Source organism: Pseudooceanicola lipolyticus (assembly GCF_002786325.1).
Classification (GTDB): Bacteria; Pseudomonadota; Alphaproteobacteria; order Rhodobacterales; family Rhodobacteraceae; genus Pseudooceanicola_C; species Pseudooceanicola_C lipolyticus.
This window is the reverse complement of the sequence record NZ_PGTB01000035.1, coordinates 1-24,742: the sequence shown is the minus strand read 5'-3', so window position 1 is coordinate 24,742 and position 24,742 is coordinate 1. Positions and strand designations below refer to the sequence as shown.

The window sequence follows — 24,742 nt, the reverse complement described above, 5'->3', positions numbered from 1 at the left end:
ATGAATTTTGTGCTGTCACTTATGGGAGGAAAAACCGTGAAAATTAAACAGTTTGCCAAGAGCTTGGCCCTGTCGGCCACAGTTGCCGCAGGACCGGCGCTGGCTGCCGATGACGAGGTCGTGATCGGGGTAAGTGCTGCACTGAGCGGTTGGGCCGCTGGCACATATGCCGCGCCGGCCGAGGGTTTGAAGCTGTACCTCGACCGCCTGAACGAAGCGGGAGGCGTCAACGGAAAGACCGTGTCGCTGGTGATCTATGACGACCAGGGGGATGCATCGCGGGCGGCGAGCAACGCCAAAAGGTTTCTGACCCAGGACGATGTGCAGATGATCATCTCGGTCAGCACATCGGCAACCTTCGCCCCGATCATCAGCCAGGCGACGCGCAGGAAAGTGCCCGTTTTGTTTGCCGGTTCGGTCTGTCCTGCAGAGACGATGCCGCCGGCCAAACCACTCTTGTATTGTTCGACGGGCTTTTCCGCAGTTCATGACAGCATCGCAATGGTCGATTACCTGCGTGACCGGGAAAGCAGCGATGCCACCGTCGGATTTTCCGCCATGGGCATTCCAATCTCGCGGGCGGGGATGGAAGAAGCCGAACGGATGGTATTGAAAGCTGACATGAAATCGGCCGGCGTCGAGATCGCGCCGCCAGGTACGGCTGACTACACATCCTTCGCAACCAAACTGATTCAGAATGGAGCCGATTCAGTTCTGTCCTGGGCACCGTGGGCCGTGCAGATCCGTTTCGTCGATGCGCTGCGCAAGCAGGGTTGGAAAGGCAACGCTTACGTCGGCCATCTGGCTGAGGCCGAACTTGAGATGATGAAAATGAAGGACCCGAACCTTTTCACCTTGGGAACCAACGTGATGCTGTTCGAAGACAGCGAAGCCACGCAAGCCCTTGTCAATGCGGTGAAGGAATCCGGTTCCAACCTGCATCCAGAGGCCATTCTCGACGGATGGGTCGGCGGCATCGTCGTCGAGGGAGTTCTTGAACAGCTTGGCGAAGACACAAGCGCCGAGGCGATTAATGCCGTCATGAGCAACATCGAAATCGACACCAAGGGATTGCGCGGAGGTCCGATCACATGGACCGATGACAATCATTTCCGCGAAACCATCTATTACCGCGCTTATCGCTGGAGCGACGAAAAGGGCGCGATGGAGATCGCACGGGACTGGAAGGCCTACGAGGTCGAATGAGGCCTGAGCGCGACAGGAGCTTATCATGCAAATTCTAGCAAACATCGTTGTTTTGACGTCATTGTACGCTCTTGTCGCGAGCGGCTATGTCCTGGTGTACAAAGTCAGCCGTGTCCTGAATCTGGCACATGGCGAACTCATGATCCTGGGGGCTTACCTGTTGGTTGCCACATCGGCAGGTATCGCCTCGGATCCTCTCGTCGCGATTGCCCTCACCGCGATGTTTTCGATCGTTGTCGGGTTGTCCGTCTATCTGCTGCTAATGCGCAAGATGACGGGACAACCGGTTTTGGCCGCCGTTCTGACAACCGTAGCGTTGGGCATTCTTTTGCGCGGCGCAATGGTCCTGATCTGGGGGCCACAACAACTGAACGTTGCGGCAATGATCAGCTTCGACAATGCCTCGATCGCACTTACCGACTCGGTCCGGGTTTCCACCGCCGCGCTGTGGCTCGTTGTCTGCACGTTCCTGGTCTACCTAGGGCTTCTGGCATTTCTTCACATGTCACGCTGGGGCATGCGGATGCGTGCCTCTGGACAGAATGCGCTGCTGGCGGCGCAACGCGGGATCAACCTTCATACCGTCTATGCCCTGGCTTGGACCCTGTCGACCTTTTCGGGGTCACTGGCGGGAGTACTTGTCACCATCGATTCCCGTATCGACGTGAACATGGCGGTGATCGGGCTCAAGGCCTTTCCGGCGGCACTTGTTGGCGGGTTGGACAGCCTGCCCGGTGCGTTGATCGGCGCGGGTGTCATCGCGGCCCTGGAGGTGCTTCTGATCCATTACGTTAATCCGCTTCTCTCCGATGTCGTGCCGTTCCTTGTACTGATCGCAATTCTGATCGTCCGGCCCTGGGGCTTGTACGGCACCAAGGAGGAACTCAATCGTGTCTAATATAGAAACCGGCATCGGAAAAATGGCCCCTGCCACAGAACTTAGAAAGCGACTAAGCCAGAATCAGGTGGCTTGGATCGGTTTGATCGTTCTGCTTGTCCTTTTGCCAACCTCGGCCACGCCATTTCATCTCGACATCGCGTCGCAGATCTTTATCGCGGGCATCGGAGCACTGGCGCTCATGGTTCTGACCGGTATTGCGGGACAGATCTCTCTGGGTCATAGCGGCCTGATGGCGGCTGGCGCATTTACCACCGGGATCCTTTACAAGGAAACGGGTGCGGGTATCTGGATCACCCTTCCGGCTTCGGTCGTGGCCGGCGCGGTGATTGGCCTGATCTTCGGCCTGCCGTCCTTGCGGCTCCGCGGCATCTATCTGGCGATGAGCACATTGGCGCTGCATTTTCTCGTTATCTACCTTGGAGGCGAATACGAATTCGCCAGCGGCGCTTCGACGGGTATTTTCCTCGATCCGCCAGTGGTTTTCGGGTTCGAGATTTATGACGGATACGCCTGGTACTATGTGCTTCTGGCGCTGGTCGCGGGCACCTACTGGGGGTGTCGCAATCTGCTGAACTCCAAGACAGGCCGCGCCTGGGAGGCCCTGCATGCGAATGAAACAGCGGCCGAGGCTCTTGGCGTGCAGGTTGCCAATTACAAGCTGCTGGCCTTCGTCATCACGTCTGGAATCGCCTCGTTCTCGGGCGCGTTGTTCGCCTACTACCAGAACTTCGTTTCAGTTGAAGCCTTCACGCTGTTCCTGAGCATCCAGTACATCGCGATGATCATCATTGGCGGAATGGGCAGCTTGCCGGGGGCCCTGCTGGGAGCGGTGTTCGTCACGCTGGTTCCCTATTTCGTTGAATGGCTGATGGAAGCGGTGCCCTATATCGGGCTGGACATCACGACGGTTTCTTCGGCTTCCTATGCGGCCTTTGGTCTGCTGATGATCCTGTTTCTGGTCTTTGAACCCAGCGGCCTGATCGGCATCTGGAAACGCATTGTCGGTCAATTCGCATCGCCGTCGAAACGGGAGGACACGCCATGACAGACATTCTGGAAGTCACGGACCTTGAAGTCACCTATCAACGTTCGATCCGGGCGTTGCACGGTGTCAATCTGCGGGTTGCGAAAGGGCAAATTACCGCGCTCTTGGGGGCCAACGGTGCTGGAAAATCGACCACGCTCAGGGCGATCTCGGGGTTCATCGGGCTGGACAATGCACGGGTGACAGCCGGCTACGTACGGTATTTCGGTGAAGACATCACCGGGCTTCAGCTTCCGAAAACGATCCACAAGGGTATCGTTCTGGTCCCCGAGCGGGACAAGGTTTTTACCAACCTGACTGTTGCCGAGAACCTGGAAGTTGTCTCGACCACGCGTGCCGAAGGCAGCAACTGGCGGCAGATCGAAGACGAAATCTTTGTCTATTTTCCCAGATTGGCAAAACTCAGGAACAAACCGGCTGGCTTGCTGTCAGGGGGTGAGCGTCAGATGCTGGCGATTGGCAGCGCGCTTGTCTGCAAGCCGAGCCTGTTGCTGATCGACGAGCTGTCGCTGGGGCTGGCTCCGGTGATCGTCGACGAGATCATCGAGCGGCTGCGCGACATTCACGCCCGGACCGAACTATCCATACTCTTGGTCGAGCAAAGCGCCGCGGTGGCTTTTGCGTTGGCTAGCTACGGCTTCGTTCTGGAGAACGGCAAAGTCGAGCTTGAAGGTGCAACCCAAGACCTGCGGACCAATCAGAAAATCCTGGAACTGTACCTTGGGACCGGAAGCGCGGGCCGCGCCGACTATCTGGCTAATGCGCGGCGCCGACGCGAGGAGCGAGCAAATGTATGACCTTGAACTCAAGGATGTAGAACTTCATTTTGGCGGTCTGGTCGTCCTTAACCGAGTTTCGCTGGGTGTTCGGTCGGGTGAATTGCTGGCGCTGATCGGACCAAACGGGGCAGGCAAGACCAGTATCTTTAACTGCATCAGCGGGATCTATCGCCCCTCGGGTCAGATCGACTTTCTCGGCACGTCCCTAATCGGCAAGAAACCCAGTGCCATTGCGGAAATGGGAATCGGGCGCACCTTTCAACATGCCGAACTGATCCCCCGGATGAATGTACGTGAGAACTTGCTTGTGGCCCGGCACAACCATCTCAAGGCGACACTTGCGGAACAATGGTTACGACTGCCGTCGGCACGGCGCGAAGAGGCCGAGCATCTCGCTGTGGTCAACGTCGTGCTTGAGATGTTGTCGCTGACCCATCTGGCGCATTTGCCTGTCGGCGGTCTGCCTTTTGGAATTCAGAAGATCATCGGCTTTGGGCGGGCGCTGGTGGCCGAACCGAAAGTTCTTTTGATGGACGAACCTTCCGCGGGACTGACCCAGGAAGAACGCGAAGAACTTGCCTACCATATCGACGCCGCAAAGAAGCAGCTGGGAATTCCAATGCTCTGGATTGAACACGACATGGAAATGGTCGCGGCGATTGCGGACCGTATCCATGTGTTGGATTACGGTCGGTCGATCGGAGACGGACCTCCTGATGAGGTGCTGGATAACCCTGAAGTGGTTCGGGCCTACCTTGGCACGACTCAACTGACGCTAGCAGGCGCGGATGTGGCCGCACCGCAGGAAGAAAGGGTGACCCCGGTATGATTGAAGAGCTTCGTTTTGTTCGGTACCCGGCAAAAAAATTGGATGCTTTCCATCGGTTCCTTGGAGGCGCGGTCGGGCTTCAGTCTGCGGACGGCAGTGACGACATCGCCCGATTCCGATCCGACGAGCGATCATATTCAGTAGAATGCGACGCCACCGGCGCGACCAGCAAGCCGGTTGTCGGGCTCAGTGTCCGTTACCAGACCGATCTTGACGACATCACAGGGAAGCTCACCGCCTGCGGACTTGAGCCCGCGCGGCTGTCCGCAGAGGTTTGTGCCGGAAAGCTCTACCGCGATGCGGTGGCCTTTGAAGATTTCGCCGGCAACCGGTTCGAGATCGTTGTGCGCCACGAAAACAAGAGCCAGCGGTTTTTCCCCGCCCGCGATGCCGGCATCAAAGCGATTTCGTCGGTTGATCTGCGCAGCCCTGACCCCGAGCGCGACATGGCGATCTGGACCGAGGTTTTCGGCGCCAGGGTGCGGGACTTTGCCGGAGAAAGCGGTCAGCTGGGTTTTGATGAACGACACCACCGCATCGCTTACTACCCAAGCCAGCGGAGTGGGCTGCTATCCGTCAATTTCGAGGTAGGCGACCTGAACGATATCATGCGCAGCAAGTATTTGCTTGCCAGTCAACAGGTGCGAATCCTCGATGGTCCCGGGCGCGATCCCGCAAGTGGCGAAGTTTTTCTGTACTTCCAGGGGCCCGAGGACCTGATCGTGTCTTACGGGACCGGAATGAAAACTGTTGAGCCTGACTGGACCGCGCGACAATTCAGAAACGCGCGCGACTCGTTTTGCATGTGGAACTCCGATGGTCTGATTCCCGAACGCTGGGGAGCCGATTGGGAAACCCAAGATAACAGAAAGGTGGGCACAAGATGATTGAACTGCTTGATGTATGCTATGTTCGGATGGGTACAAAAGATATTCAGACCAGCACCGACTTCGCGACGAGAATTCTGGGCCTGGAGGTTTCCGAAAGCAGCCGCAATTCGCGACACCTCAGATCAGATGAACGGGGACATACCCTATACTACCACGAAGGGGACCCCAACGACCACGTCGTCGGTTTCGAAGTCCGCGATAGTCAGACACTTGAAATCGCGGCTGCGACTCTCGAAGATCTTGGACACGATCTGCATAGGGGCACCCGCGACGAATGCGATTCCCGTCATGTAAGAGACTTCGTTGCTTTCCGAGAGCCCAGTGGCCTGAAAATCGAGCTGGTAGTTCAGCCAGAGATTATGGGCAAGCGTCATTTTCCGAGCCGGGACGCCGGAATCTCCGGCTTCAGCCATGTCGGCATTTTCAGCCAAGACTGCAAGCGGGATGAAGCATTCTGGACCCAGGTTTGCAACGCCCGCGTCAGTGACCGTATCGGAGACGTTCCGCTTTTGCGCGTGAATGAGATTCATCATACGCTCGCTCTTGTCCCTGCAGGGCGCGGCGGACTCCAGCATATCAACCATCAGGTTGAATCGACCGATGACATCATGCGTTCGTACAATCTGCTGAAACAACATAACGTCCCGATTACCTTCGGTCCGGGACGTCACCCGACGTCCGGTGCCCGGTTTGTTTATTTCCAGGGCCCTGACGGGATGACATTCGAATACTCAGTTGGTGTCAACAAGGTAGACGAAGAAACGTATAGAGAACGCCAGTTCGGTTTCGAACCTTTCAGCCTTTGCATGTGGGGCGCGAAATCGAATCTGAACGGCCTCGAGAACTGATATGCCTTCCGAAGGCGCATGTAAGCGCGTTTGCGCAGCTTTCCGGTTGATGGACGGAAAGCTGTTTGGCTGGATGATAACACGGAAGATACTGTGGTGAAGAATTTGCGCTCATCTGGGGCAATAGATGTCCATAGCCACGTCGTGCCCGATCAGTTTCCGGACGGAACAGAACGCGATGCGCTCTGGCCCTCCGTTGTACATGAACAGGACGGCACGGCCCGGATCGTGATCGGAGGGAAGTCTTTTCGCCAGATCGATTCACGATCCTGGAACGCCGATGCCAGGTTGGCCGACATGGAGGCCAAGGGGATCGGCCATCAGGTGTTGTCGCCGATGCCGGAGCTTTTGTCTTATTGGTTCGGCGCCGACGATGCAGAGGCGATCTGCGACTGCGTCAATACCTTTCTCGGAGACCTGGTCGCCACCTATCCGAAGCGGTTTTCAGCTTTCGGGATGGTGCCGCTGCAAACACCGGAAAAGGCCGCTCACAGCCTGAGCGGGTTGCGGGACATGGGGCTGACAGGGATTGAGATCGGCACGCATGTTCAGAGTACGCCCCTGGGCGATCCGTCGCTTGCCCCGGTCTTTGCCGAAGCCGAACGGCTGAACATGACGGTTATGGTTCATGCGCTGCATCCGGCCGGGGTCGAGCGGATCGGCGATGTACCGGCAATGGCCGCAATTGCGGCGTTTCCGCTTGAGACAGCTCTCGCCGCCACGTCGCTGATGACAGGTGGGGTCCTGGAAAATCACCCCAATCTTCGCATTGTCCTTTCGCATGGCGGCGGTGCATTGCCCGCCATCCTGCCCCGGCTGGATCATGCGTACCGCTTGGGAATGCCGATCCGGAACAGCATGTCCGTGCCGCCCAGCAAACTGGCGCGCCGATTCTATTTTGACAGCATCGTTTACGACGATGTCGCCTTGCAGTTTCTGGAAACAACCATCGGACACGACAGGATACTGGCCGGTACCGACTATCCATTTCTGATCATGGAAAACGATCCTGTAGGGTTCATCCGGCGCGCACTGTCTGAAACTGCCGCCGATACCATCCTGTACCAGTCGCCGACCGTTTTGCTCGGGTTGCGGCAAACCGCATCCGATCCATCACAAACCCAAAAATCGAGGGACGTATGAAATTGGACAATAACCTGGCAGTCGCGGCCGAAGCATTGTGGCAGGCAGAGAAGAAAGCAACGCCGTGCGCTCCGATCCAAGAACATCTCAAGGACGACGGTCTTGATGCCGCATATGCCGTGCAGCAGGCCAATATCGAACGGCGTCTGGCCGGGGGCAGCCGGTTGATCGGGCATAAGATCGGACTGACCGCCAAGGCCGTTCAGGCTCAGATGGGCGTGGATCAGCCGGACTACGGCACCTTGCTGTCGGACATGATTGTCGGCGATGGGGGTATCATTTCATCGGACCGCGTGCTGCAACCAAAGATCGAGGCGGAGATCGCGTTTATTCTAGGCGACGATCTGGATATTGCCCAGCCGAATGCCGCGGATGTATTGCGCGCAACCGTCTTTATTGCCCCGGCAATCGAGATCGTGGACAGCCGCATAGCCGATTGGAACATCACCCTGCTCGATACGATCGCCGACAATGCCTCGTCCGGTTTGTTGGTTCTGGGCGCTCCGGTCATCTCGCCCCTGGGCTTCGATTTTTCCAACTGCGCAATGGACATGACCCTGAACGGGCAGACCGTTTCCACCGGAACCGGTGCGGCCTGCATGGGCAGCCCTGTCAACGCCGTCGCCTGGCTGGCCGAAAAGATGCGTACAAACGGAACGCCCCTCAGGGCGGGGCAGATCATCCTGTCCGGAGCGTTGGGGCCGATGGCTCCGGTCACGGGCAAAGCACTGGTTCAGGCCTCGATTGGCGGCCTGGGCCATGTCAGCGTTTCATTCACGGAGTGATAGAATGTCAAAAGTAAAGGCGGCCATAATCGGCACCGGCAATATCGGCACCGATCTCATGATCAAGCTGATGCGGAACAGCGACCTGTTGGAACTGGCTGCATTTGTCGGCATTGACCCTGCCTCGGACGGGTTGAAGCGGGCTGAAAAGCTGGGCGTCCCGGTGACGGCCGAGGGTATCGACGGTTTACGGCAGATGCCCGGCTATGGCGACATTGCTGTGGTGTTCGACGCGACGTCCGCCAAGGCCCACGCCCGGCACAGCGAGTTGCTGACGGCCGATGGCAAGCGGGTCGTCGATCTGACGCCTGCCGCCATCGGGCCCTATGTGGTGCCGACGGTCAACATTTCCACCCATTTGGACGCGGCCAATGTCAACATGGTTACCTGCGGCGGCCAGGCCACCATTCCGATCGTGGCCGCGGTTTCGCGGGTGGCCCCGGTGCGCTATGCGGAAATTGTCGCCTCGATCTCTTCCAGGTCGGCCGGGCCGGGAACGCGCGCGAATATCGACGAATTTACCGAGACCACCTCGCGCGCAATATGTGAGGTCGGAGGCGCCGAGGAAGGCAAAGCCATCATTATCCTCAATCCGGCAGAGCCGCCTTTGGTGATGCGGGACACGGTGTATTGCCTGGCCCAGACAGACGACGCGGAAGCTATTCGCGCATCGGTCGAGGATATGGTCGAATCCGTACGGGCTTATGTCCCTGGATACCGTCTCAAACAGGAAGTTCAGTTCGAAAGGATCGGACCGAACGCGGCGGCCGGGCTGCCCGGCGGCCCTGCCGAAGGCGGGCTGAAGGTTTCGGTGTTTCTCGAAGTAGAGGGCGCCGGACACTACCTGCCGAAATACGCCGGAAATCTGGACATCATGACATCGGCGGCGCTGGCAACCGGCGAACAGATCGCACGCACGAAAGAAAAGGCCGCGCAATGACCAGGAACCTCTATATCCAAGACGTGACACTGCGCGACGGGATGCATGCGGTGCGCCACCAGTTCACTGTCGGCCAGGTGCAAGATATCGCCGCTGCGCTGGACGCCGCAGGCGTTGATGCGATCGAGGTCAGCCACGGCGACGGTTTGAACGGGACAAGTTTCAACTATGGTTTCGGGCGCCACCGCGATCTGGATTGGATCGCCGCCGCGGCCGACGCGGTAAAGACCGCCAAACTGACCACGCTTCTGGTTCCGGGCATCGGCACAATCGCCGACCTCAAAGAGGCATACGCCGCCGGTGTCCGGTCGGTTCGCGTGGCCACCCATTGCACAGAGGCAGACATCGCCAGACAACATATCGGCACCGCACGCGACATTGGCATGGATGTGTCGGGCTTTCTGATGATGGCCCACATGAACGAACCCGGCGCCCTGGCCGAACAGGCCCTGCTTATGGAAAGCTACGGTGCACATTGCGTATATGTGACCGATAGCGCCGGTGCGTTGACCGTCAGTTCCGCGCGGGCGCGGGCGCGCGCTTTGCGCCAGGCGCTAAAGCCGGAAACGCAGGTCGGCATCCATGCGCATCACAACCTCACGCTTGGTGTTGCGATTTCGGTCGCCGCCGTCGAAGAGGGGGCGTATCGCGTCGACGGATCCCTGACGGGCCTGGGCGCGGGGGCCGGAAATGCGCCTCTCGAAGCTCTGATAGCGGTTCTTGAAAGGGAAGGCTACGATACGGGCACCAACCTCAACGCGCTGATGGACGCGGCAGACGATCTGGTCCGCCCGCTACAGGAGCGCCCGGTCCGGGTCGACCGTGAAACGCTTTCTCTGGGCTATAGCGGTGTCTATTCGAGCTTTCTTTTGCACGCGGAACGCGCGGCCGCGCAATATGGCATAGATGCACGCACTATTCTGAACGAGCTGGGCCAGCGCCGCATGGTCGGCGGGCAGGAAGACATGATTGTCGATGTCGCACTGGACCTGGCGAACGGCAGCAACGCAACAGGGCAACAAGGGAATTAACAATGACCAATCCTGAAATCGGCAAGACAATCGAGGCCGCAGGGCGGAAGACCAACTATCTTGAAGAGGGGACCGGCCCTGCAGTTTTGTTGCTGCATGGCTCCGGCCCGGGCGTGACCGGCTATGCCAACTGGCGGCTGACAGTTCCCGATCTGGCCAGCGATTTCCGGGTTCTGGCGCCGGATGCAATGGGATTTGGCTACACCGAGCGGCACGAGAACGAGACCTACTCGCTGGACGGCTGGGTCGAACATACAATCGCATTTATGGACGCCACGGGTGTCGAAAAGGCCCATTTCGTCGGTAATTCCTTCGGCGGCGGGCTCACGCTGGCTATTGCCAGCCGGTATCCCGACCGGGTCGACCGGATGGTTCTGATGGGATCGGCCGGTCTTGATTTTGGTCTGACAGAGGGGCTGGACACCGTCTGGGGCTATGAGCCCAGCCTGGAAAACATGCGCAAGATCATGATGGAGTGCTTTGCCTATGACAAAAGCCTCATCACCGAGGATCTGATAAAATCGCGTTACGACGCCAGCAAACGCCCCGGCTATCAGGAAAGTTTCTCGGCCATGTTCCCGGCACCCCGCGGTCGCCATGTCGCCGCGCTGTCTACGCCTGAAGACAAGATTGCCGCGCTCCCCCATCGCGCGCTGATTGTGCACGGCCGCGAGGATGCGGTTATCCCCCTGGAGTCCTCTCATCGCCTTCACCAATTGCTGAAACGCTCGGAACTGCACACCTTCGGCGAATGCGGCCACTGGACGCAAATCGAAAAGAAGGACCGGTTCAACAGCCTGATTAAGGACTTCTTTCTGGCATAAGGATGAACTGGTGGGATGAATTGCCCGCCCAGCAACTCGCTTCTACCGCCATGGGCATAAACTGCCCCCATTTCGACCCGACACCTTGGGTCGAAGTGGTCCCAGAGTGCTCTTCCCCATGAAAAACGCCCGCCGTTTCCGGCGGGCGTCGTCTGTCCTGCGGTATGTGTAGGGTGGATTTCAAACCCACCGTTCACCGATCACAGTTTTTCGGTCAGTTCGGGGACGGCCTGGAAGAGGTCGGCCACCAGTCCGAAGTCGGCGACCTGGAAGATCGGGGCTTCTTCGTCCTTGTTGATGGCGACGATGATCTTCGAATCCTTCATGCCGGCGAGGTGCTGGATGGCGCCCGAGATGCCGACGGCGATGTAGAGTTCGGGGGCGACCACCTTGCCGGTCTGGCCCACCTGCCAGTCGTTCGGGGCGTAACCCGAATCGACGGCGGCGCGGGAGGCGCCGACGGCGGCGCCCAGCTTGTCGGCCAGCGCCTCGATGATCTTGAAGTCTTCCTCGGAGCCGACGCCACGGCCGCCCGACACGACCACGCCGGCCGAGGTCAGCTCGGGGCGGTCGCTTTCGGCCACCTTGTCCTCGACCCATTCGCTGAGGCCGGGGTTTTCGGCGGCGCCGATGGTTTCGACCGGGGCAGACCCGCCGTCGCCGGCGGCGTCGAAGGTCGAGGTGCGGAAGGTGATGACCTTCTTGGCATCCGACGATTTCACCGTCTGCACGGCGTTGCCGGCATAGATCGGGCGTTCGAAGGTCGCGCCATCAACCACGCCGGAGACATCCGACAGCACCATCACGTCCAGAAGCGCGGCAACGCGCGGCATGACGTTTTTCGCATCCGTCGTGGCCGGGGCAACGATATGTTCATAATCGCCTGCCAGGCTGACGATCAGCGCGGCGGTCGGTTCCGCCAGGCGGTGGCCCAGCGAGGCATCCTCGGCGACCAGCACCTTGGCGACACCGGCGATCTTGGCGGCGGCCTCGCCGGCGGCGGCGGCGGAGGCACCGGCGCACAGAACGGTCACGTCACCCAGCGCCGATGCGGCGGTCACGGCCTTGGCGGTGGCGTCCAGCGCCAGTTCGCCGTTGGTCACTTCACCAATCAGAAGAACAGCCATTACACAGCCCCCGCTTCTTTGAGTTTCGCAACCAGCTCGTCCACCGAGCCGACGATGATCCCGGCCGAGCGTTCGGCGGGCTCGGCCGTCTTGACGATTTCCAGCCGCGGGCTGACATCGACGCCATAGTCGGCGGCGGATTTCTCATCCAGCGGTTTTTTCTTTGCCTTCATGATGTTGGGCAGCGAGGCATAACGCGGCTCGTTCAGGCGCAGGTCCACGGTGACGATGGCGGGCATCTTCACGGCGATGGTCTGCAACCCGCCGTCGACCTCGCGGGTGACCCTGGCGGTGTCGCCGTCGATGTCCACTTCGGACGCAAAGGTCGCCTGGCTCCAGCCGAGCAGGGCGGACAGCATCTGGCCGGTGGCGTTCATGTCGTTGTCGATCGCCTGCTTGCCGCAGAGAATCAGACCAGGCTGTTCCTCTTCCACGACCTTGGCAAGGATTTTGGCCACTGCCAGCGGCTCGATATCATGGTGCACGTCATCCGCTGCAACGACCAGGATGGCGCGGTCGGCACCCATGGCCAGTGCGGTGCGCAGGGTTTCCTGCGCCTGTTTGACGCCGATGGATACCGCGACCACCTCTTCGGCCTTGCCGGCCTCTTTCAGGCGTATCGCCTCTTCGACGGCGATTTCGTCGAAAGGGTTCATCGACATCTTAACGTTGGCCAGATCGACACCGCTTCCGTCCGCTTTGACACGAACCTTCACGTTGTAGTCGATCACGCGTTTCACAGGCACGAGTACCTTCATTGGCGTGGTCTCCTTGAGTTTTGCGATAAGGTTTCAACCGAGCTAACGGTCTTTGAATTCTGGAGTTCTTTTTTCCGAAAACGCTTTCATGGCCTCGGGAAAGTCATGCGCGCACAGCAAAACGCTTTGGGCATCGCGCTCGATATCCAGCGCCTCGAGATAGCTGCACTCGGCTGCGGCGCGCATCACACGCTTGGCGGTCTGAACGCCAAACATCGGGTGCGTTGCAATCTCGCGGGCAATTTCCAGCGCCCGTACCTCGACCTGGTTGGCCGGCACGCATTCTTCGACAACGCGCAGGTCCCTGGCGGTGCGCCCGTCGATTTCACGGCCCGTGAGCACAAGCATCCGGGCAACGCCCGCACCGGCGCGCTGCTGAAGCAGCCAGCTTGATCCCGTGTCGGGACAACCGCCGACGCGTGCAAATACTTCGCACAGCCGGGCATCTTCGGCGGCAACGACAATGTCCGCCGACAAGGCCAGGCTGAGGCCCGCGCCAAAAGCCACGCCGCATACCGCGGAAATCAGAGGTTTGCGAAACAGATAGGCCGCGCGTCCGCCATCGTGAACCAGGTCCACCATTTCCGACGTCGCCCGCGCGCCTTTGGCGATCTCGGACTGAAACCCGACAAGATCGCCGCCGCTGCTGAAATGATTGCCACCGGTCATAACAACGACACGGATCGTAGCGTCCCGTTCGGCTTCGCGCAGAAGCGCCACCAGTTCTTCGACGAACCCGATGCTGTAAGGGTTGCGTTTTGTCGGCTGAAGAAAACGCAGGATTCCGACAGGGCCTTCCCTGTCCAGGCGAATAAGCTCAGTCATTCAAGTCTCCATCAGGTCCCGGTCCAGACGGGTGCCCGCTTTTCAGCAAAGGCCTTTGGGCCTTCAATCGCGTCGTTGCTGGCGTAAACCACCTCGTGAAGGCGCTTGCCCTCTTTCAGGCCACCCGCACAGCCCAGGTCCATGGTCGCGCGAACGCCGCCTTTCGCGGCAACAACCGACAGCGGGGCCGCGCTGGCAATGCGTTTGGCAAGGTCAAATGCCCTTGCGCGGACAGCATCGGGAGTGTCTTCGATATAGTTGGTGAACCCGTATTCGTGCAGGCGCTCGATCGGCATCAAGTCGCCGGTCAGAACGATTTCCATAAGGATGGGCTGCGGTAGCATGGACAGTGCCGGCGATGCCCAGGGCGATCCACGACCGATCTTTACTTCGGTGATACCGACCTTGGTCCCCTTGAGACCGACCCGCAGATCGCAATTCAAGGTCAGCATCATGCCGCCCGCCATCAGCGACCCTGTCATCGCCGCGATGATCGGTTTCTTGCAGGCGCGCATGGTCTCGTGAAACGGGTCGCGCATCTTGGTCAGAATATCGACACCCTCGTCGCGTGCGATTTGTGTGGCTTCCTTCAGATCCAGTCCGGCGCTGAAAACGCCGCAATCGGCAGAAGTCAGAATGGCCACACGAACGCTGTCATCCGCCTCGATCTTCTCCCAGGCATCCGTCAGCCCGTTCGTTGCGGCCACGGAAAGTGCGTTCTTGCGTTCGGGCCGGTTGATACAGACGGTTGCGATGCCGTCTTCGATCTTCACATCAATGGGGCTCATAGCATTAACTTCGTTATTCATGGACTGTATTTGTGCGAAAAATCCCCGCGGCATGGGTGCCGCGGGGATGCTTGTGTTCATTCGACTGAGAACGACTCGGAGCTTTCCTTGATCACTTCCCAAACGATATCGAGGTAATCGGCGCTCCAGTCGGTAAGCGGAACCCAGGTCTCGCCATCCCACTGTTCGACCCGGGTCTTGCCACCGCCGCCATGGTCTTCCGCGGTCACCGTGACCGGCGCCATGAGACCGTTGCCGTCGAAGTTCTCGATCGCTTCATAGCCCGCTTTCATGCTCTCTGGCGTCAACGGCCATCCGTTCTCCTCGATCGCGATACGGGCAGCTTCGAAACCGACCGAATAGATCGCAAGACCGGTGTTGTAGTAGACATCGTGCACCAAGCTCTCGGGGCCGCTGCCTTCGCCATTGGCATAGTAGGTGTCCAGCATCGTCTTGACGAGCGGGACTTCCTGGCCGCCGGCCACGTTGGTCCCGCGCAGGATGCCTTTCGCCTCTTCCGCGCCGATATTGGCGATATCGACTTCGTTCAGCCAGTTCACCGACAGATAGCGGTCGATCGGGAAACGGTTGCGGCGCATTTCCTTCGAGGCGACCACATGTCCGCCCGCCAGTAGCCAGCTGATCACATAGTCGGGCTTGTCGCGGCGGATTTTGCTCCATGCGCCGGCTTGATCCGACCCGGGAAGCGGCACGGGATAAAGCTCCAGTTCGAACCCTTCCTTCTCGGAAAGCGTTTTCAGGATCTCGATCGGTTCCTGGCCAAAGGGGTAGTCCAGATAGATGAACCCGATCTTCGCATCGCTCAGATCACCGCCCATCTGCTCCTTGATGAATGCAACGTCGTTCGCCGCCTGCTGCCAATAGGTCGGGCCGACCGGGAAAACCCATTCGAACACCTCGCCATCCACGGCGTCACCCCGACCGACGAACGATTGCATCAGGATGTTACCGTCTCTCATTGCACGGGGCAGAACCGCATTCGTGACCGGCGTCGAGAGCATGTTGAAAATGAATACACCTTCACGCTTGAGCTGCTCGTAGCATTCCACGCCGCGCTGCGGTTCGTTGCCGTGATCGCGCACGATGATTTCCACCGGATGCCCTTCGATACCACCGTTTTCGTTGGTATACATCGCGAGGTCCTGAGCGGCCTGGGCCACCTGAGGCGAAATGAAGGTGTAGGACTTGCTGAGGTCGAAGCAGAGTCCGAAGCGGATCGGCTCCTTGTCCTGCGCTGAGGCCACAGTCGCGCTTGTTGCCAGCGCAGCAGCAAGGACCACTGCCTTAATTTGCTGTGTGACTTTCATGTTCTCTCTCCCGTTGGTTTGGTTTGGGGCGGTGATACTGTCTTATAAACGCCGCTGCCGCCCCGCGTAGCGTCGCCCTTCCTGCTATTGGTCATTCACTGCTCGTATTTTGAGGAACTTTCTTTCACCACGTCCCACACGACGTCCGTGTACTCAGAGATCCAGTCGGTTTGCGGCACCCAAGTCTCCCCGTCCCACATCTCGATCCGGGTCTTACCGCCGCCGCCATGATCTTCGGCCGTCACCGTAATGGGGGCCATCAGCCCGTTCGCGTCGTATCCCTCAAGAGATTCCAGTCCGGCTTTGTAGGACTCCGCGGTTATCGGAAGGCCTTCCTGTTCTGCCGCCCTGCGCGCGGCTTCGAACATGATTGAATACATCGCCAGACCGGTGTTGTAGAAAACGTCCTGCGTCTTCTCGATCGGGCCGGACCCCTCGCCCTTGTCATAAAGCTCGGCCATGATTTCCTGATACAGGGCAATATCCTGACCGCCCACGACATTGGTACCGCGCTTGATACCCTTGGCGGCCTCTTTACCGATGTTGGCGATATCGACTTCGTTCAACCAGTTGACCGAGATGTACTTGTCCATCGGAATGCGATTGCGCTGCATCTCCTTCGACGCGACCACATGCGCACCGCCCAACATCCAGACGATTACATGATCGGGCTTGTCGCGGCGCACCTTGGACCACACTCCGGCCTGGTCGCTGCCAGGCAGTGGCACAGGGTAAAGCTCAAGCTCGAAACCCTCTTTTTCGGACAAGGTTTCCAGGATCTCGATCGGCTCCTGTCCGAAAGGATAATCGAAATACACAAACCCCACCTTCACGTCCGACAAGTCGCCATCATGCAATTGCTTTATGTAGGCAACATCATTGGCCGCCTGTCCCCAATAGGTCGGTCCGACCGGATAGACCCATTCGAAAACGGTGCCGTCGACGGCATCGCCTCGGCCGACAAGCGACTGCATCAGGATACGCTCGTCTTCCATGGCCCGCGGCAGGATAGCCAGAGAGACCGGAGTGGACAGGGTATCGAAGACAAAGACGCCCTCGCGGCTGAGCTTGGAGTAGCACTCGATTCCGCGCTGCGGTTCGTTCCCGTGGTCACGCACGATGACTTCGACCGGTTCCCCACCGATGCCGCCCTTCATGTTGATGAGCTTGGCAAGGTCCATCGCGGCCTGCGAAACCTGCGGCGTGGCAAAGGTATAGGCTTTGCTGAGATCGTAGCAGATGCCGATCTTGAATGGCTCGGCCAGCGTCTGGGTGCCAAACATTGCTCCGCCGAACATTGATAATACGGCCAACGCTTTGGTAAGTTTCTTCATTTGTTCCTCCCTGAACAGTTTCCGAATAGTACGTTAGCTCAGCCAACGTTTGCGTCGGCTGTAGTGCTTGACGTTGTGAAAATCGGTCTCTCCGCCGCCTAGATAGAACTCCTGAATGTCGGAGTTAGATTTGAGCGCCTCGGCGGTGCCGTGCATAACGACGCGGCCGTTCTCGATAAGGTACCCTTGCGACACGATTTCCAGAGCCGCCAAGGCGTTCTGTTCCACCAGTAGTACGGACAGGCCCTCATCCTTATTGATCTTTTGCAGTATGCCGAAGATTTCCTCGACCAGGAACGGAGCAAGCCCGAGACTTGGCTCGTCAAGCATCAACAGCTTCGGCTGGGTCACGAGGGCCCGCCCAATGGCAAGCATCTGTTGCTCACCACCCGACAAATAGCCTGCTTGCGAATTTTTGCGTTCGGCAAGCCGCGGAAAATATCCGTAGATCTTGTCCTTTTCCGCATTCAGCGTTGATCGGGACATCCCGTGCGGCGCGGCGGCGGTCAGGTTCTCGTCGGGGGTCAGGTGTTCGAAGACTCGTCGCCCTTCGATGACATGACAGATGCCCATCTCGACGCGTTTTTGCGCGAGCGCTTCGGTAATGTCCGCTCCCTGGAACGTTATCTCACCTCGGCTGATGCGTCCGCGCTCGGCTTTCAAAAGACCGCTGATCGCTTTCAACGTGGTGCTTTTTCCCGCTCCGTTCGACCCCAAAAGCGCGATCATCCCGCCTGTAGGAACCTGGACCGAAACACCTTTGATCGCCAGCATTACATTGTCGTACAGCACCTCGACACTGTTCATGGACAGAATGTTCTGGGCTTCAACTTTTTTTTCTTGCATCGGCATTTCCCTTATTTCTTGAACTGATCGAAGGGCCAGACCATCAGGTAGTCTCTGATGTTGCCGTAGAGTTTTCCCAAACCAAGCGGTTCGATCAGAAGGACAATGACGATCAGCGCGCCATAGACCGCGTTGGGGATGTGGGCGAGCGTTTCAACGTTGATCTGCATGCCAAGCCCGTCACTCAGCGTGACGACGAGACCGTTCACGATACCCGGAACAAGAAGGATCAGGGCAACACCGAAATAGGAACCGATAATGCTGCCAAGGCCGCCAACAATCACCATCGCAAGAACCTGGATCGACACGTTCACCGAAAACTGCTCAGGTGCCGCAAGAAAGAAGAAGGTGGCAACAAGCAACGCACCACTGACGCCCGCGATGAAAGACGACGTCGCGAAGGCCAGGATCTTGTAGTAGAAACTGTTCACACCCAGGATCGCGGCTGCAAAGTCTTTTTCCCGGACAGCGACCAAAGCGCGACCGAGTCCAGTACGCTTGAGATTAAGCATGAAGATCGTCACCAAGACACACCAGCCGAAGGCGACATAGTAGAAGCCAGTATCAGTGGTAATCTCTTGCCCGAGCAGCGCCAATGTCGGTGACTGGAGCGACGCGTGTGAGCCCCCCGAGATCGCCGGAGAGTGGGTCAGAACCCAGTCCATCACAAATTGCATCGCAAGAGTGGTAAGGGCGAGGTACAGTCCCTTGACCCGCAAAGCGGCAAAAGCAAACAGGCTGCCGATCACGGATGACGTCAACCCGCCGATGATCAGCGCGAATTCCCACGGCACCCCGAAACGCGCGGCATGGATCGCCGAATAGGCGCCGACCGCCATGACCGCGGCGTAGCCCAGGTGAAGCTGCCCCGCCCAACCTGTCACCAGGTTCAGCCCCAAAGCGGCCGCCGTCCAGATCAGCCACGGAAGCATGTAACTGTTCAGGTAAAGCGAAGGTATGATGAATGGCGCGGCAATGCCGATCAGGAAGATAAATGCAGCCAGATTCCTGTCAGCAGGTACCTTGAAGATTCGGCTATCCGAAACGTAGTTGGCGTGATGGACGCCGGAAAGTCCGTAAAACATTCCTTACACCCTTTCGATGTCGTGACGACCGAACAGCCCGTGCGGACGGATCATGACCGTAAGAATGAGCACGGCAGCGACGATAAGCTCACGGCTTCCGCCTCCGACAAGCGGATCGAGGAAATCAGCGCCAACGTTTTCGACGACGCCCAGGATGATGCCCGCGATCACGGCGCCAAGGATACTGTCGAGACCACCGAGAACGGCAACCGTCAGACCTTTGAGAAGCAACAGCGACAGCGCCTGATCGACACCCTGAATCTCGCCCCATATAACGCCTGCGGCGACGGCAACAACGGATGCCAGCGCCCAAGAAAAGCCAACTCCGCGTTCAACCGAGATGCCGACCGACCACGAAGCCATGTAATCATCCGCGATCGCCCGCAACTTGATCCCGGTCCGGGTTCGGAAAAACAGCATGAAGGCGACAAACAAGACGAGCGCAACACCGGCACCAACCAGATGGATGCGGCTGATGAATATGTCGCCCAGGAACAGCGGATCATAGCTGACGCCCAATTCCATCGAACGCGACGTCCCGCCCCAGATCGCAAGCGTTGTACCCCGCAGGAAAATGTCGAGGCCGAGTGTCAGCATCAAGATCATGACAACCGGCCGACCTGCGAGACGGCGCAGAGCAACACGCTCAATGCCGAACCCAAGGCCGAACATGACAACCGCAGCCAGAGGGATGGCCAGCCACAAGGGTAAACCCACGTCGCGTGCCAGCGCCAGGACCACATAGGCCCCGACCATGGTCAACCCGCCCTGCGCCAGATTGGGCACCGAAGATGCCTTGTAAATCAGCACAAGGCCGATGGCGAATAGCGAGTACAGCAGACCCGTCAAGGCTCCGTTGATCGCAAGCTCTGATAGAAAGACCCAGTCCATTTATACCTCCCTGATGGGAAGGCTTCTTTCGACCTTCCCTACTTCCCCGGTCTCGTAAGTCACCTGCGCGCTTACATGGACCTCTTTTGAACCGTCGTAGAGCGCTGCGATCACGTCGGCATAGCGTTCCTGAACGACCTTCCGCCGCAGTTTTCGGGTTCGCGTGATTTCGCCATCGTCCGGGTCGAATTCTTTCGGCAGACTGACAAAGCGTTGCAGGCGCAATGGTTCGGTGACGGCCTTGTTGACCCGTTGGAAGGCCTCGCGAAGCAACGTCGCGACCTCTTCACGCTGAGAAAGATCGGCATAAGACACATAGGGCACGCCGTTCACCTCTGCCCAGTGGCCAACGGCTTCGAAATCCACGCAGACCATAGCCGTCAATTCGTCAAGCCCGGCGCCGATTACGGCAGCATCCTTAATATAAGGGCTGAATTTCAACCGGTTCTCGATGTAGTTTGGCACAAACCGCTCGCCTCCGGCCGTATGCATGACCTCGGAGACGCGCCCCAGAACAACCAGGTGTCCATCTTCCTCCAAATACCCGGCATCACCTGTATGCAGCCACCCGCCCTCAAGGGCTTCGGCGGTCGCTTCGGGTTTGTTGAAGTACCCTTCGAATACGCTGTCCGAGCGTACCAAGATCTCCCCGTCCTCGGCGATGGTCACCTCGACGCCGGGCGCGGGTTTGCCAACCGTATGAAGGCGCACTTCACCCGGAGACTGAATTGCATTGATCGCGCTGTTTTCGGTTTGGCCGTAGAGTTGGCGCAATTTGATTCCCAAGGCTCGGTAGAAAACAAAGGTGTCTTCGCCGATCGCTTCGCCGCCGGTGAACGCGTTCTTGAGGCGGCTCATTCCGAACTGGTCCTTGATCGGACCGAAAACAATTGCCTCACCCAAAAGTCGGCCCAAAGGCTCCAATATACCACCGCTTTTTCCGTTCAGCTTGCGTGTCTCAGCGGCGATGGCCCGATCCATGAAGAAATGATACAGCCATTTCTTGAAAGGGGTCGAATTCTCGATACCCACCTGGATTGTCGTCAGCATTTGGTCCCAGCTTCTCGGCGCCGCCAGATAGAAGGTCGGAGCGATCTCGCGCATGTCGCGCACGACCGTTTCCTGGCGCTCAGGCACATTCACGGTGAAACGCCAAAGGAGTGCCGCGGCAACGGTTATGGCGTAGTCTCCCACCCAGGCCATCGGCAAGTACGCGAGGATCTCCTCATTTTCGTCGAAGGCACCCGCCGCATGTCCATTCCGAGCAGCAGCAAGAACGTTCTTCTGACTCAGTACGATGCCCTTCGGCGCGCCCGTCGTTCCGGAGGAGTGCAGAAAAATGGCCGGATCTTCCGGCTTCGCACGACTAAGCAGTTCCTCACGCAGGCCCGGGGTTTCGTTCAGATCGTGCTGACCAACTTCGATCAGGTGATCCCAGGACATCAGCCCTTCAACCTCGTAGAAGCCAAGACCGCGCGCTTCATCATAAATGATGTGGTCGATGCCCTCGGCGCCGGCGTCCTTCAGTTCCAGGATCTTGTCAACCTGTTCCTGATCTTCCGCAATAGCCGCGACGATCTCCACTTCGCCAAGAAAGTGCCGGAGTTCTTCGAGCGTCGCGCCGGGATAGGCAGGCATTGCATAGGCACCAAGCAACGAAACAGCCAGCATGCCGCCATAGAGCCGCGCACGGTTATCGCCCAGAACAAGCACTGCTTTGCCAGGCTTCACGCCGATTTTTTCAAGCCCAGCCGCACAGGCCACCACCTCTTGGGCGTATTCCGCCCAGGTGGTTTCTTTCCATATCCCACGCTCTTTTTCGCGACGGGCGATATCCTTTCCGTGGAGCGACGCGTTCTTCGCCAGAAGTGCACCAATCGTTTCGCCGCCTGAAGACCGGTTCTTCGTAAAATCAGTCATGCGACCCTCCGATATATGCCTCGATGACCCGCGGGTCCTTCACAACCTCCTTGGGGATGCCACTGGCGATCATTTCACCGTAATTCAGTGCCAGCATCCGATCACAAATGCCGGTGATGACATCCATATGGTGTTCGATCAGCAGAACGCTGACGCCGCGTTCGGCACGGGCATCCAGAATGAAACGGGACATATACCCTTTCTCTTCCTGGTTCATGCCGGCCATCGGTTCATCGAGAATCAGCATTTGTGGCTCGGCCACCAATGCCCGCGCCAGCTCGACCCGTTTTTTCAACCCGATCGGAAGACCATCGACCAACTCATGCCGGATGCTCTCGAGTTGCAGAAACTCGATCACCTCCTCGACGATTTTACGGTTCTCGATTTCTTCACGCTGTGCTGCCCACCAATATAGCGCCGTACGCAAAACGCCTGGGCTCATGTGGATGTGCCGCCCGAGCAGGATGTTGTCCAGAACGCTCATCCCGTTGAACAGGGCAAGATTTTGGAACGTCCTGGCAACCCCAAGCTTGGCAACCTTGTGAGGCGCTGTGCCCGTGATGTCTTTTCCTGCCAGCCGGACTTTGCCCTCGTTTGGCGGATAAAATCCGGTAATTGCGTTCGTCAGTGTTGTCTTGCCGCTGCCATTCGGACCGACAAGTCCAAAGATTTCCCCTTGCCGGATAACAAGGTCCACACCGGTGACAGCGACGATGCCGCCGAACCGTCGTTCGACCCCGCTGCACTCCAGTATCGCCCCATCATCGGCTCCGATTGCTGTTTTAGTCTTTGTCGTCATCTAGATCCCGTTGTCCCCCTAAGGTTCACGGCCATCATCAGGTAATCCGGAAGTAGTCCGGCCGCCCCGTTGGCCATGGATCCCCCCACAATTGCTGCCCACCGTCGATGTTCAGAACTTCACCGGTTACGAATTTCCCTGAATTCGCCGCCATATAGACAACCCCTTCAGCGACATCCCATTCGTCCCCGGCGTGCCGCATCGGATTGGAGTCCTGAAAGGTCGCAGAACCCTCCGGAGGGTAGTTCCCGAAACCGTTGCTTTCGCAGCAACCCGGCGCCACGCAGTTCACTCGGATACCGTGCGGAGCCCACTCCACCGCAACCGACTTGGACAGGTAAACTACCCCTGCCCGGGCCGCACAGGTATGCGCGATGCCGGGCATGCCGCGCCAGATATCGGCCACGATGTTGACGATGGAGCCCGATTGCTTGTTGGCGACCCAGTGGCGCGCCGTGGATTGCATCATCCACCACGTGCCGTTCAGGTTGGTGTCTATGACCGCATTCCAGCCCTTTGGACTAAACTCCAACGCTGCTTGCGGAAACTGACCCCCAGCATTGTTCACCAATACGTCAATCGCCCCGAACTCCTGGTTCGTCTTGGCGACAAAATCCTCGACCTGCTCAGGCTCCCGGATGGTCATTGGCACAGCGAAGACTTTACCCCCGAAACTTTCGAGGAACTCCCTCGCCAAAGCCAGTTTCTCTTCGTTGCGTCCATTGATCGCCAGATTGGCCCCGAGCCTCGCGAACAGGGTCGCAATTGCCAGCCCCAATCCGCCTCCAGCGCCGGTCACCACAACGGTTTTGCCGCTGAATAAATCGCTCGCGTAAACGGTTGCACGTTTCGACAGGTCCTCCTTCGAAGACCCGAACTGCGTCTTATGCATGACGCCTCCTCCCATTCCCCTTAAGGGGCAGTTGTCACTAATCTAACGCGCGTTAGAAAATTGGTCAAGACACCTTTTCCCACCAGCCCCGCCCGTTATCTCAGATCAGTAAGACATTGGAAGTCCAAGGGCTTTTTCTGCTATGAACGACAAAAGCATCTGCGGTGTCACCGGTACGATGCGGAACAGCAGAGCTTCCCGTACCAGTCGCTCCACGTGATATTCCTTGGCGTATCCGAATCCGCCAAATGTAATTTGCGCGGCTTCGGTCGCCTCAACCGCGGCGTCGGCGGCCAAAAGCTTGGCAGCGTTCGCCTCGACGCCGCAGGGTTCTCCCGCATCGTAGAGGGCTGCAGCGTGCATCACCATGAGATTGGCAGATTCCACCCGCGCCCAGGCTTTGGCGAGTGGATGCTGAACACCCTGATTTTGGCCGATCGGGCGGTCAAAAATCACACGTTCGTTTGCATAATGCGCCGCTCGCGCCAGTGCGTTGCGCGCAATACCGATGCATTCACCGGCCACCAGGATGCGTTCGGGATTCAACCCGTGCAAAATTTGTCTAAAGCCTTTGCCCTCCTCCCCGATCAGGTCCTCAGCCGGAATCGGCAACCCATCGATGAAGACTTCGTTAGAATCGACAGCCTTTCGACCCATCTTTTCGATCTCTCGCACGTCAACGAAATTTCGGTCGAGATCTGTATAGAACAGGCTCAGCCCTTCGGTCGGGCTGCTCACATCCTCAAGCCGCGTTGTTCTGGCCAGAAGCAACATCTTGTCTGCCACCTGCGCGGTAGAAATCCAGACTTTTTGTCCGTGCACGACATATCTGTCCCCCCGCCACTTCGCAACGAGCTATGCTGGGAAATGGGTGACGGTGTTTGAGAAGGCGGCGTATCGTGGCGGGTGTCGAAGCCTGCCAGAACTT

General features: G+C 58.4%; 24 protein-coding genes and 1 pseudogene. 12 read left to right on the top strand and 13 right to left on the bottom strand.

The window, feature by feature from the left end; all coding sequences use genetic code 11:
- From CVM52_RS11030 to CVM52_RS10975, 12 genes are all read left to right on the top strand, one after another.
- Positions 1 to 1,206: an ABC transporter substrate-binding protein gene (locus tag CVM52_RS11030; RefSeq protein ID WP_172720982.1), complete on the top strand. Its 1,206-nt coding sequence runs from the start codon at positions 1 to 3 to the stop codon at positions 1,204 to 1,206.
- Positions 1,207 to 1,231: 25 nt separating this feature from the next.
- The gene (locus CVM52_RS11025) at positions 1,232 to 2,104 is read left to right on the top strand and encodes a branched-chain amino acid ABC transporter permease (protein WP_100162553.1); all 873 of its coding nucleotides are present in this window, start codon (positions 1,232 to 1,234) and stop codon (positions 2,102 to 2,104) included.
- Positions 2,097 to 3,152, top strand: a complete 1,056-nt coding sequence (locus tag CVM52_RS11020; protein WP_133119826.1) for a branched-chain amino acid ABC transporter permease — start codon at positions 2,097 to 2,099, stop codon at positions 3,150 to 3,152. The genes CVM52_RS11025 and CVM52_RS11020 overlap by 8 nt, the downstream gene beginning before the upstream one ends.
- Positions 3,149 to 3,949 carry an ABC transporter ATP-binding protein gene (locus CVM52_RS11015; protein WP_100162551.1) on the top strand — a complete coding sequence of 267 codons (801 nt, stop codon included), beginning with the start codon at positions 3,149 to 3,151 and terminating at the stop codon, positions 3,947 to 3,949. Before CVM52_RS11020 ends, CVM52_RS11015 begins: the two co-directional genes overlap by 4 nt.
- Positions 3,942 to 4,760: an ABC transporter ATP-binding protein gene (locus CVM52_RS11010; protein ID WP_172720981.1), complete on the top strand. Its 819-nt coding sequence runs from the start codon at positions 3,942 to 3,944 to the stop codon at positions 4,758 to 4,760. Before CVM52_RS11015 ends, CVM52_RS11010 begins: the two co-directional genes overlap by 8 nt.
- Positions 4,757 to 5,647 (top strand): VOC family protein, encoded by an 891-nt coding sequence (locus CVM52_RS11005; RefSeq protein ID WP_100162549.1) that lies wholly within the window; start codon positions 4,757 to 4,759, stop codon positions 5,645 to 5,647. Before CVM52_RS11010 ends, CVM52_RS11005 begins: the two co-directional genes overlap by 4 nt.
- A complete protein-coding gene (locus CVM52_RS11000) occupies positions 5,644 to 6,498 on the top strand; it encodes a VOC family protein (RefSeq protein ID WP_088626321.1) in 855 nt (284 codons plus the stop codon). Before CVM52_RS11005 ends, CVM52_RS11000 begins: the two co-directional genes overlap by 4 nt.
- Before the next feature lie 93 nt (positions 6,499 to 6,591).
- Entirely contained in the window at positions 6,592 to 7,641 is a 1,050-nt protein-coding gene (locus CVM52_RS10995) for an amidohydrolase family protein (RefSeq protein WP_172720980.1), read from the top strand.
- A 2-nt stretch (positions 7,642 to 7,643) separates the two neighbouring features.
- Complete coding sequence (locus CVM52_RS10990; protein ID WP_240620936.1) at positions 7,644 to 8,426, top strand: 2-keto-4-pentenoate hydratase; 783 nt, start codon at positions 7,644 to 7,646, stop codon at positions 8,424 to 8,426.
- Positions 8,401 to 9,366: an acetaldehyde dehydrogenase (acetylating) gene (locus CVM52_RS10985; RefSeq protein ID WP_442439573.1), complete on the top strand. Its 966-nt coding sequence runs from the start codon at positions 8,401 to 8,403 to the stop codon at positions 9,364 to 9,366. The genes CVM52_RS10990 and CVM52_RS10985 overlap by 26 nt, the downstream gene beginning before the upstream one ends.
- A complete protein-coding gene (gene dmpG / locus CVM52_RS10980; RefSeq protein ID WP_100162545.1) occupies positions 9,363 to 10,397 on the top strand; it encodes a 4-hydroxy-2-oxovalerate aldolase in 1,035 nt (344 codons plus the stop codon). Before CVM52_RS10985 ends, dmpG begins: the two co-directional genes overlap by 4 nt.
- A gap of 2 nt (positions 10,398 to 10,399) precedes the next feature.
- On the top strand, positions 10,400 to 11,221 hold the full coding sequence (locus CVM52_RS10975; RefSeq protein WP_100162544.1) for an alpha/beta fold hydrolase: 822 nt from the start codon (positions 10,400 to 10,402) through the stop codon (positions 11,219 to 11,221).
- A gap of 200 nt (positions 11,222 to 11,421) precedes the next feature.
- Here the strand turns inward: CVM52_RS10975 and CVM52_RS10970 are convergent, their stop codons facing one another.
- The 13 genes and pseudogenes from CVM52_RS10970 to CVM52_RS10910 form a co-directional block, all read right to left on the bottom strand.
- A complete protein-coding gene (locus CVM52_RS10970) occupies positions 11,422 to 12,348 on the bottom strand; it encodes an electron transfer flavoprotein subunit alpha/FixB family protein (RefSeq protein WP_100162543.1) in 927 nt (308 codons plus the stop codon).
- Complete coding sequence (locus CVM52_RS10965) at positions 12,348 to 13,106, bottom strand: electron transfer flavoprotein subunit beta/FixA family protein (protein WP_100162542.1); 759 nt, start codon at positions 13,104 to 13,106, stop codon at positions 12,348 to 12,350. The genes CVM52_RS10970 and CVM52_RS10965 overlap by 1 nt, the downstream gene beginning before the upstream one ends.
- Before the next feature lie 42 nt (positions 13,107 to 13,148).
- Positions 13,149 to 13,931, bottom strand: coding sequence for an enoyl-CoA hydratase/isomerase family protein (locus tag CVM52_RS10960; protein WP_028284926.1), 783 nt, complete (start codon positions 13,929 to 13,931; stop codon positions 13,149 to 13,151).
- Positions 13,932 to 13,942: 11 nt separating this feature from the next.
- On the bottom strand, positions 13,943 to 14,800 hold the full coding sequence (locus tag CVM52_RS10955) for an enoyl-CoA hydratase/isomerase family protein (protein WP_240620935.1): 858 nt from the start codon (positions 14,798 to 14,800) through the stop codon (positions 13,943 to 13,945).
- Positions 14,797 to 16,047, bottom strand: coding sequence for an ABC transporter substrate-binding protein (locus CVM52_RS10950; protein ID WP_027264307.1), 1,251 nt, complete (start codon positions 16,045 to 16,047; stop codon positions 14,797 to 14,799). The genes CVM52_RS10955 and CVM52_RS10950 overlap by 4 nt, the downstream gene beginning before the upstream one ends.
- Before the next feature lie 95 nt (positions 16,048 to 16,142).
- Positions 16,143 to 17,381, bottom strand: coding sequence for an ABC transporter substrate-binding protein (locus CVM52_RS10945; protein ID WP_027264306.1), 1,239 nt, complete (start codon positions 17,379 to 17,381; stop codon positions 16,143 to 16,145).
- Positions 17,382 to 17,414: 33 nt separating this feature from the next.
- Positions 17,415 to 18,233 carry an ABC transporter ATP-binding protein gene (locus CVM52_RS10940; RefSeq protein WP_370330538.1) on the bottom strand — a complete coding sequence of 273 codons (819 nt, stop codon included), beginning with the start codon at positions 18,231 to 18,233 and terminating at the stop codon, positions 17,415 to 17,417.
- Between the two features lie 5 nt (positions 18,234 to 18,238).
- Complete coding sequence (locus CVM52_RS10935; protein WP_027264304.1) at positions 18,239 to 19,312, bottom strand: branched-chain amino acid ABC transporter permease; 1,074 nt, start codon at positions 19,310 to 19,312, stop codon at positions 18,239 to 18,241.
- A 3-nt stretch (positions 19,313 to 19,315) separates the two neighbouring features.
- Entirely contained in the window at positions 19,316 to 20,203 is an 888-nt protein-coding gene (locus tag CVM52_RS10930) for a branched-chain amino acid ABC transporter permease (RefSeq protein WP_027264303.1), read from the bottom strand.
- Complete coding sequence (locus CVM52_RS10925) at positions 20,204 to 22,123, bottom strand: AMP-dependent synthetase/ligase (RefSeq protein ID WP_027264302.1); 1,920 nt, start codon at positions 22,121 to 22,123, stop codon at positions 20,204 to 20,206.
- Entirely contained in the window at positions 22,116 to 22,922 is an 807-nt protein-coding gene (locus tag CVM52_RS10920; RefSeq protein WP_027264301.1) for an ABC transporter ATP-binding protein, read from the bottom strand. Before CVM52_RS10920 ends, CVM52_RS10925 begins: the two co-directional genes overlap by 8 nt.
- A 37-nt stretch (positions 22,923 to 22,959) precedes the next feature.
- Positions 22,960 to 23,814: an SDR family oxidoreductase gene (locus CVM52_RS10915; protein ID WP_027264300.1), complete on the bottom strand. Its 855-nt coding sequence runs from the start codon at positions 23,812 to 23,814 to the stop codon at positions 22,960 to 22,962.
- 105 nt (positions 23,815 to 23,919) lie between these two features.
- Positions 23,920 to 24,654 (bottom strand): annotated as a pseudogene (locus CVM52_RS10910) (acyl-CoA dehydrogenase family protein); the annotation flags it as partial.
- Between the last annotated feature and the right edge of the window lie 88 nt (positions 24,655 to 24,742).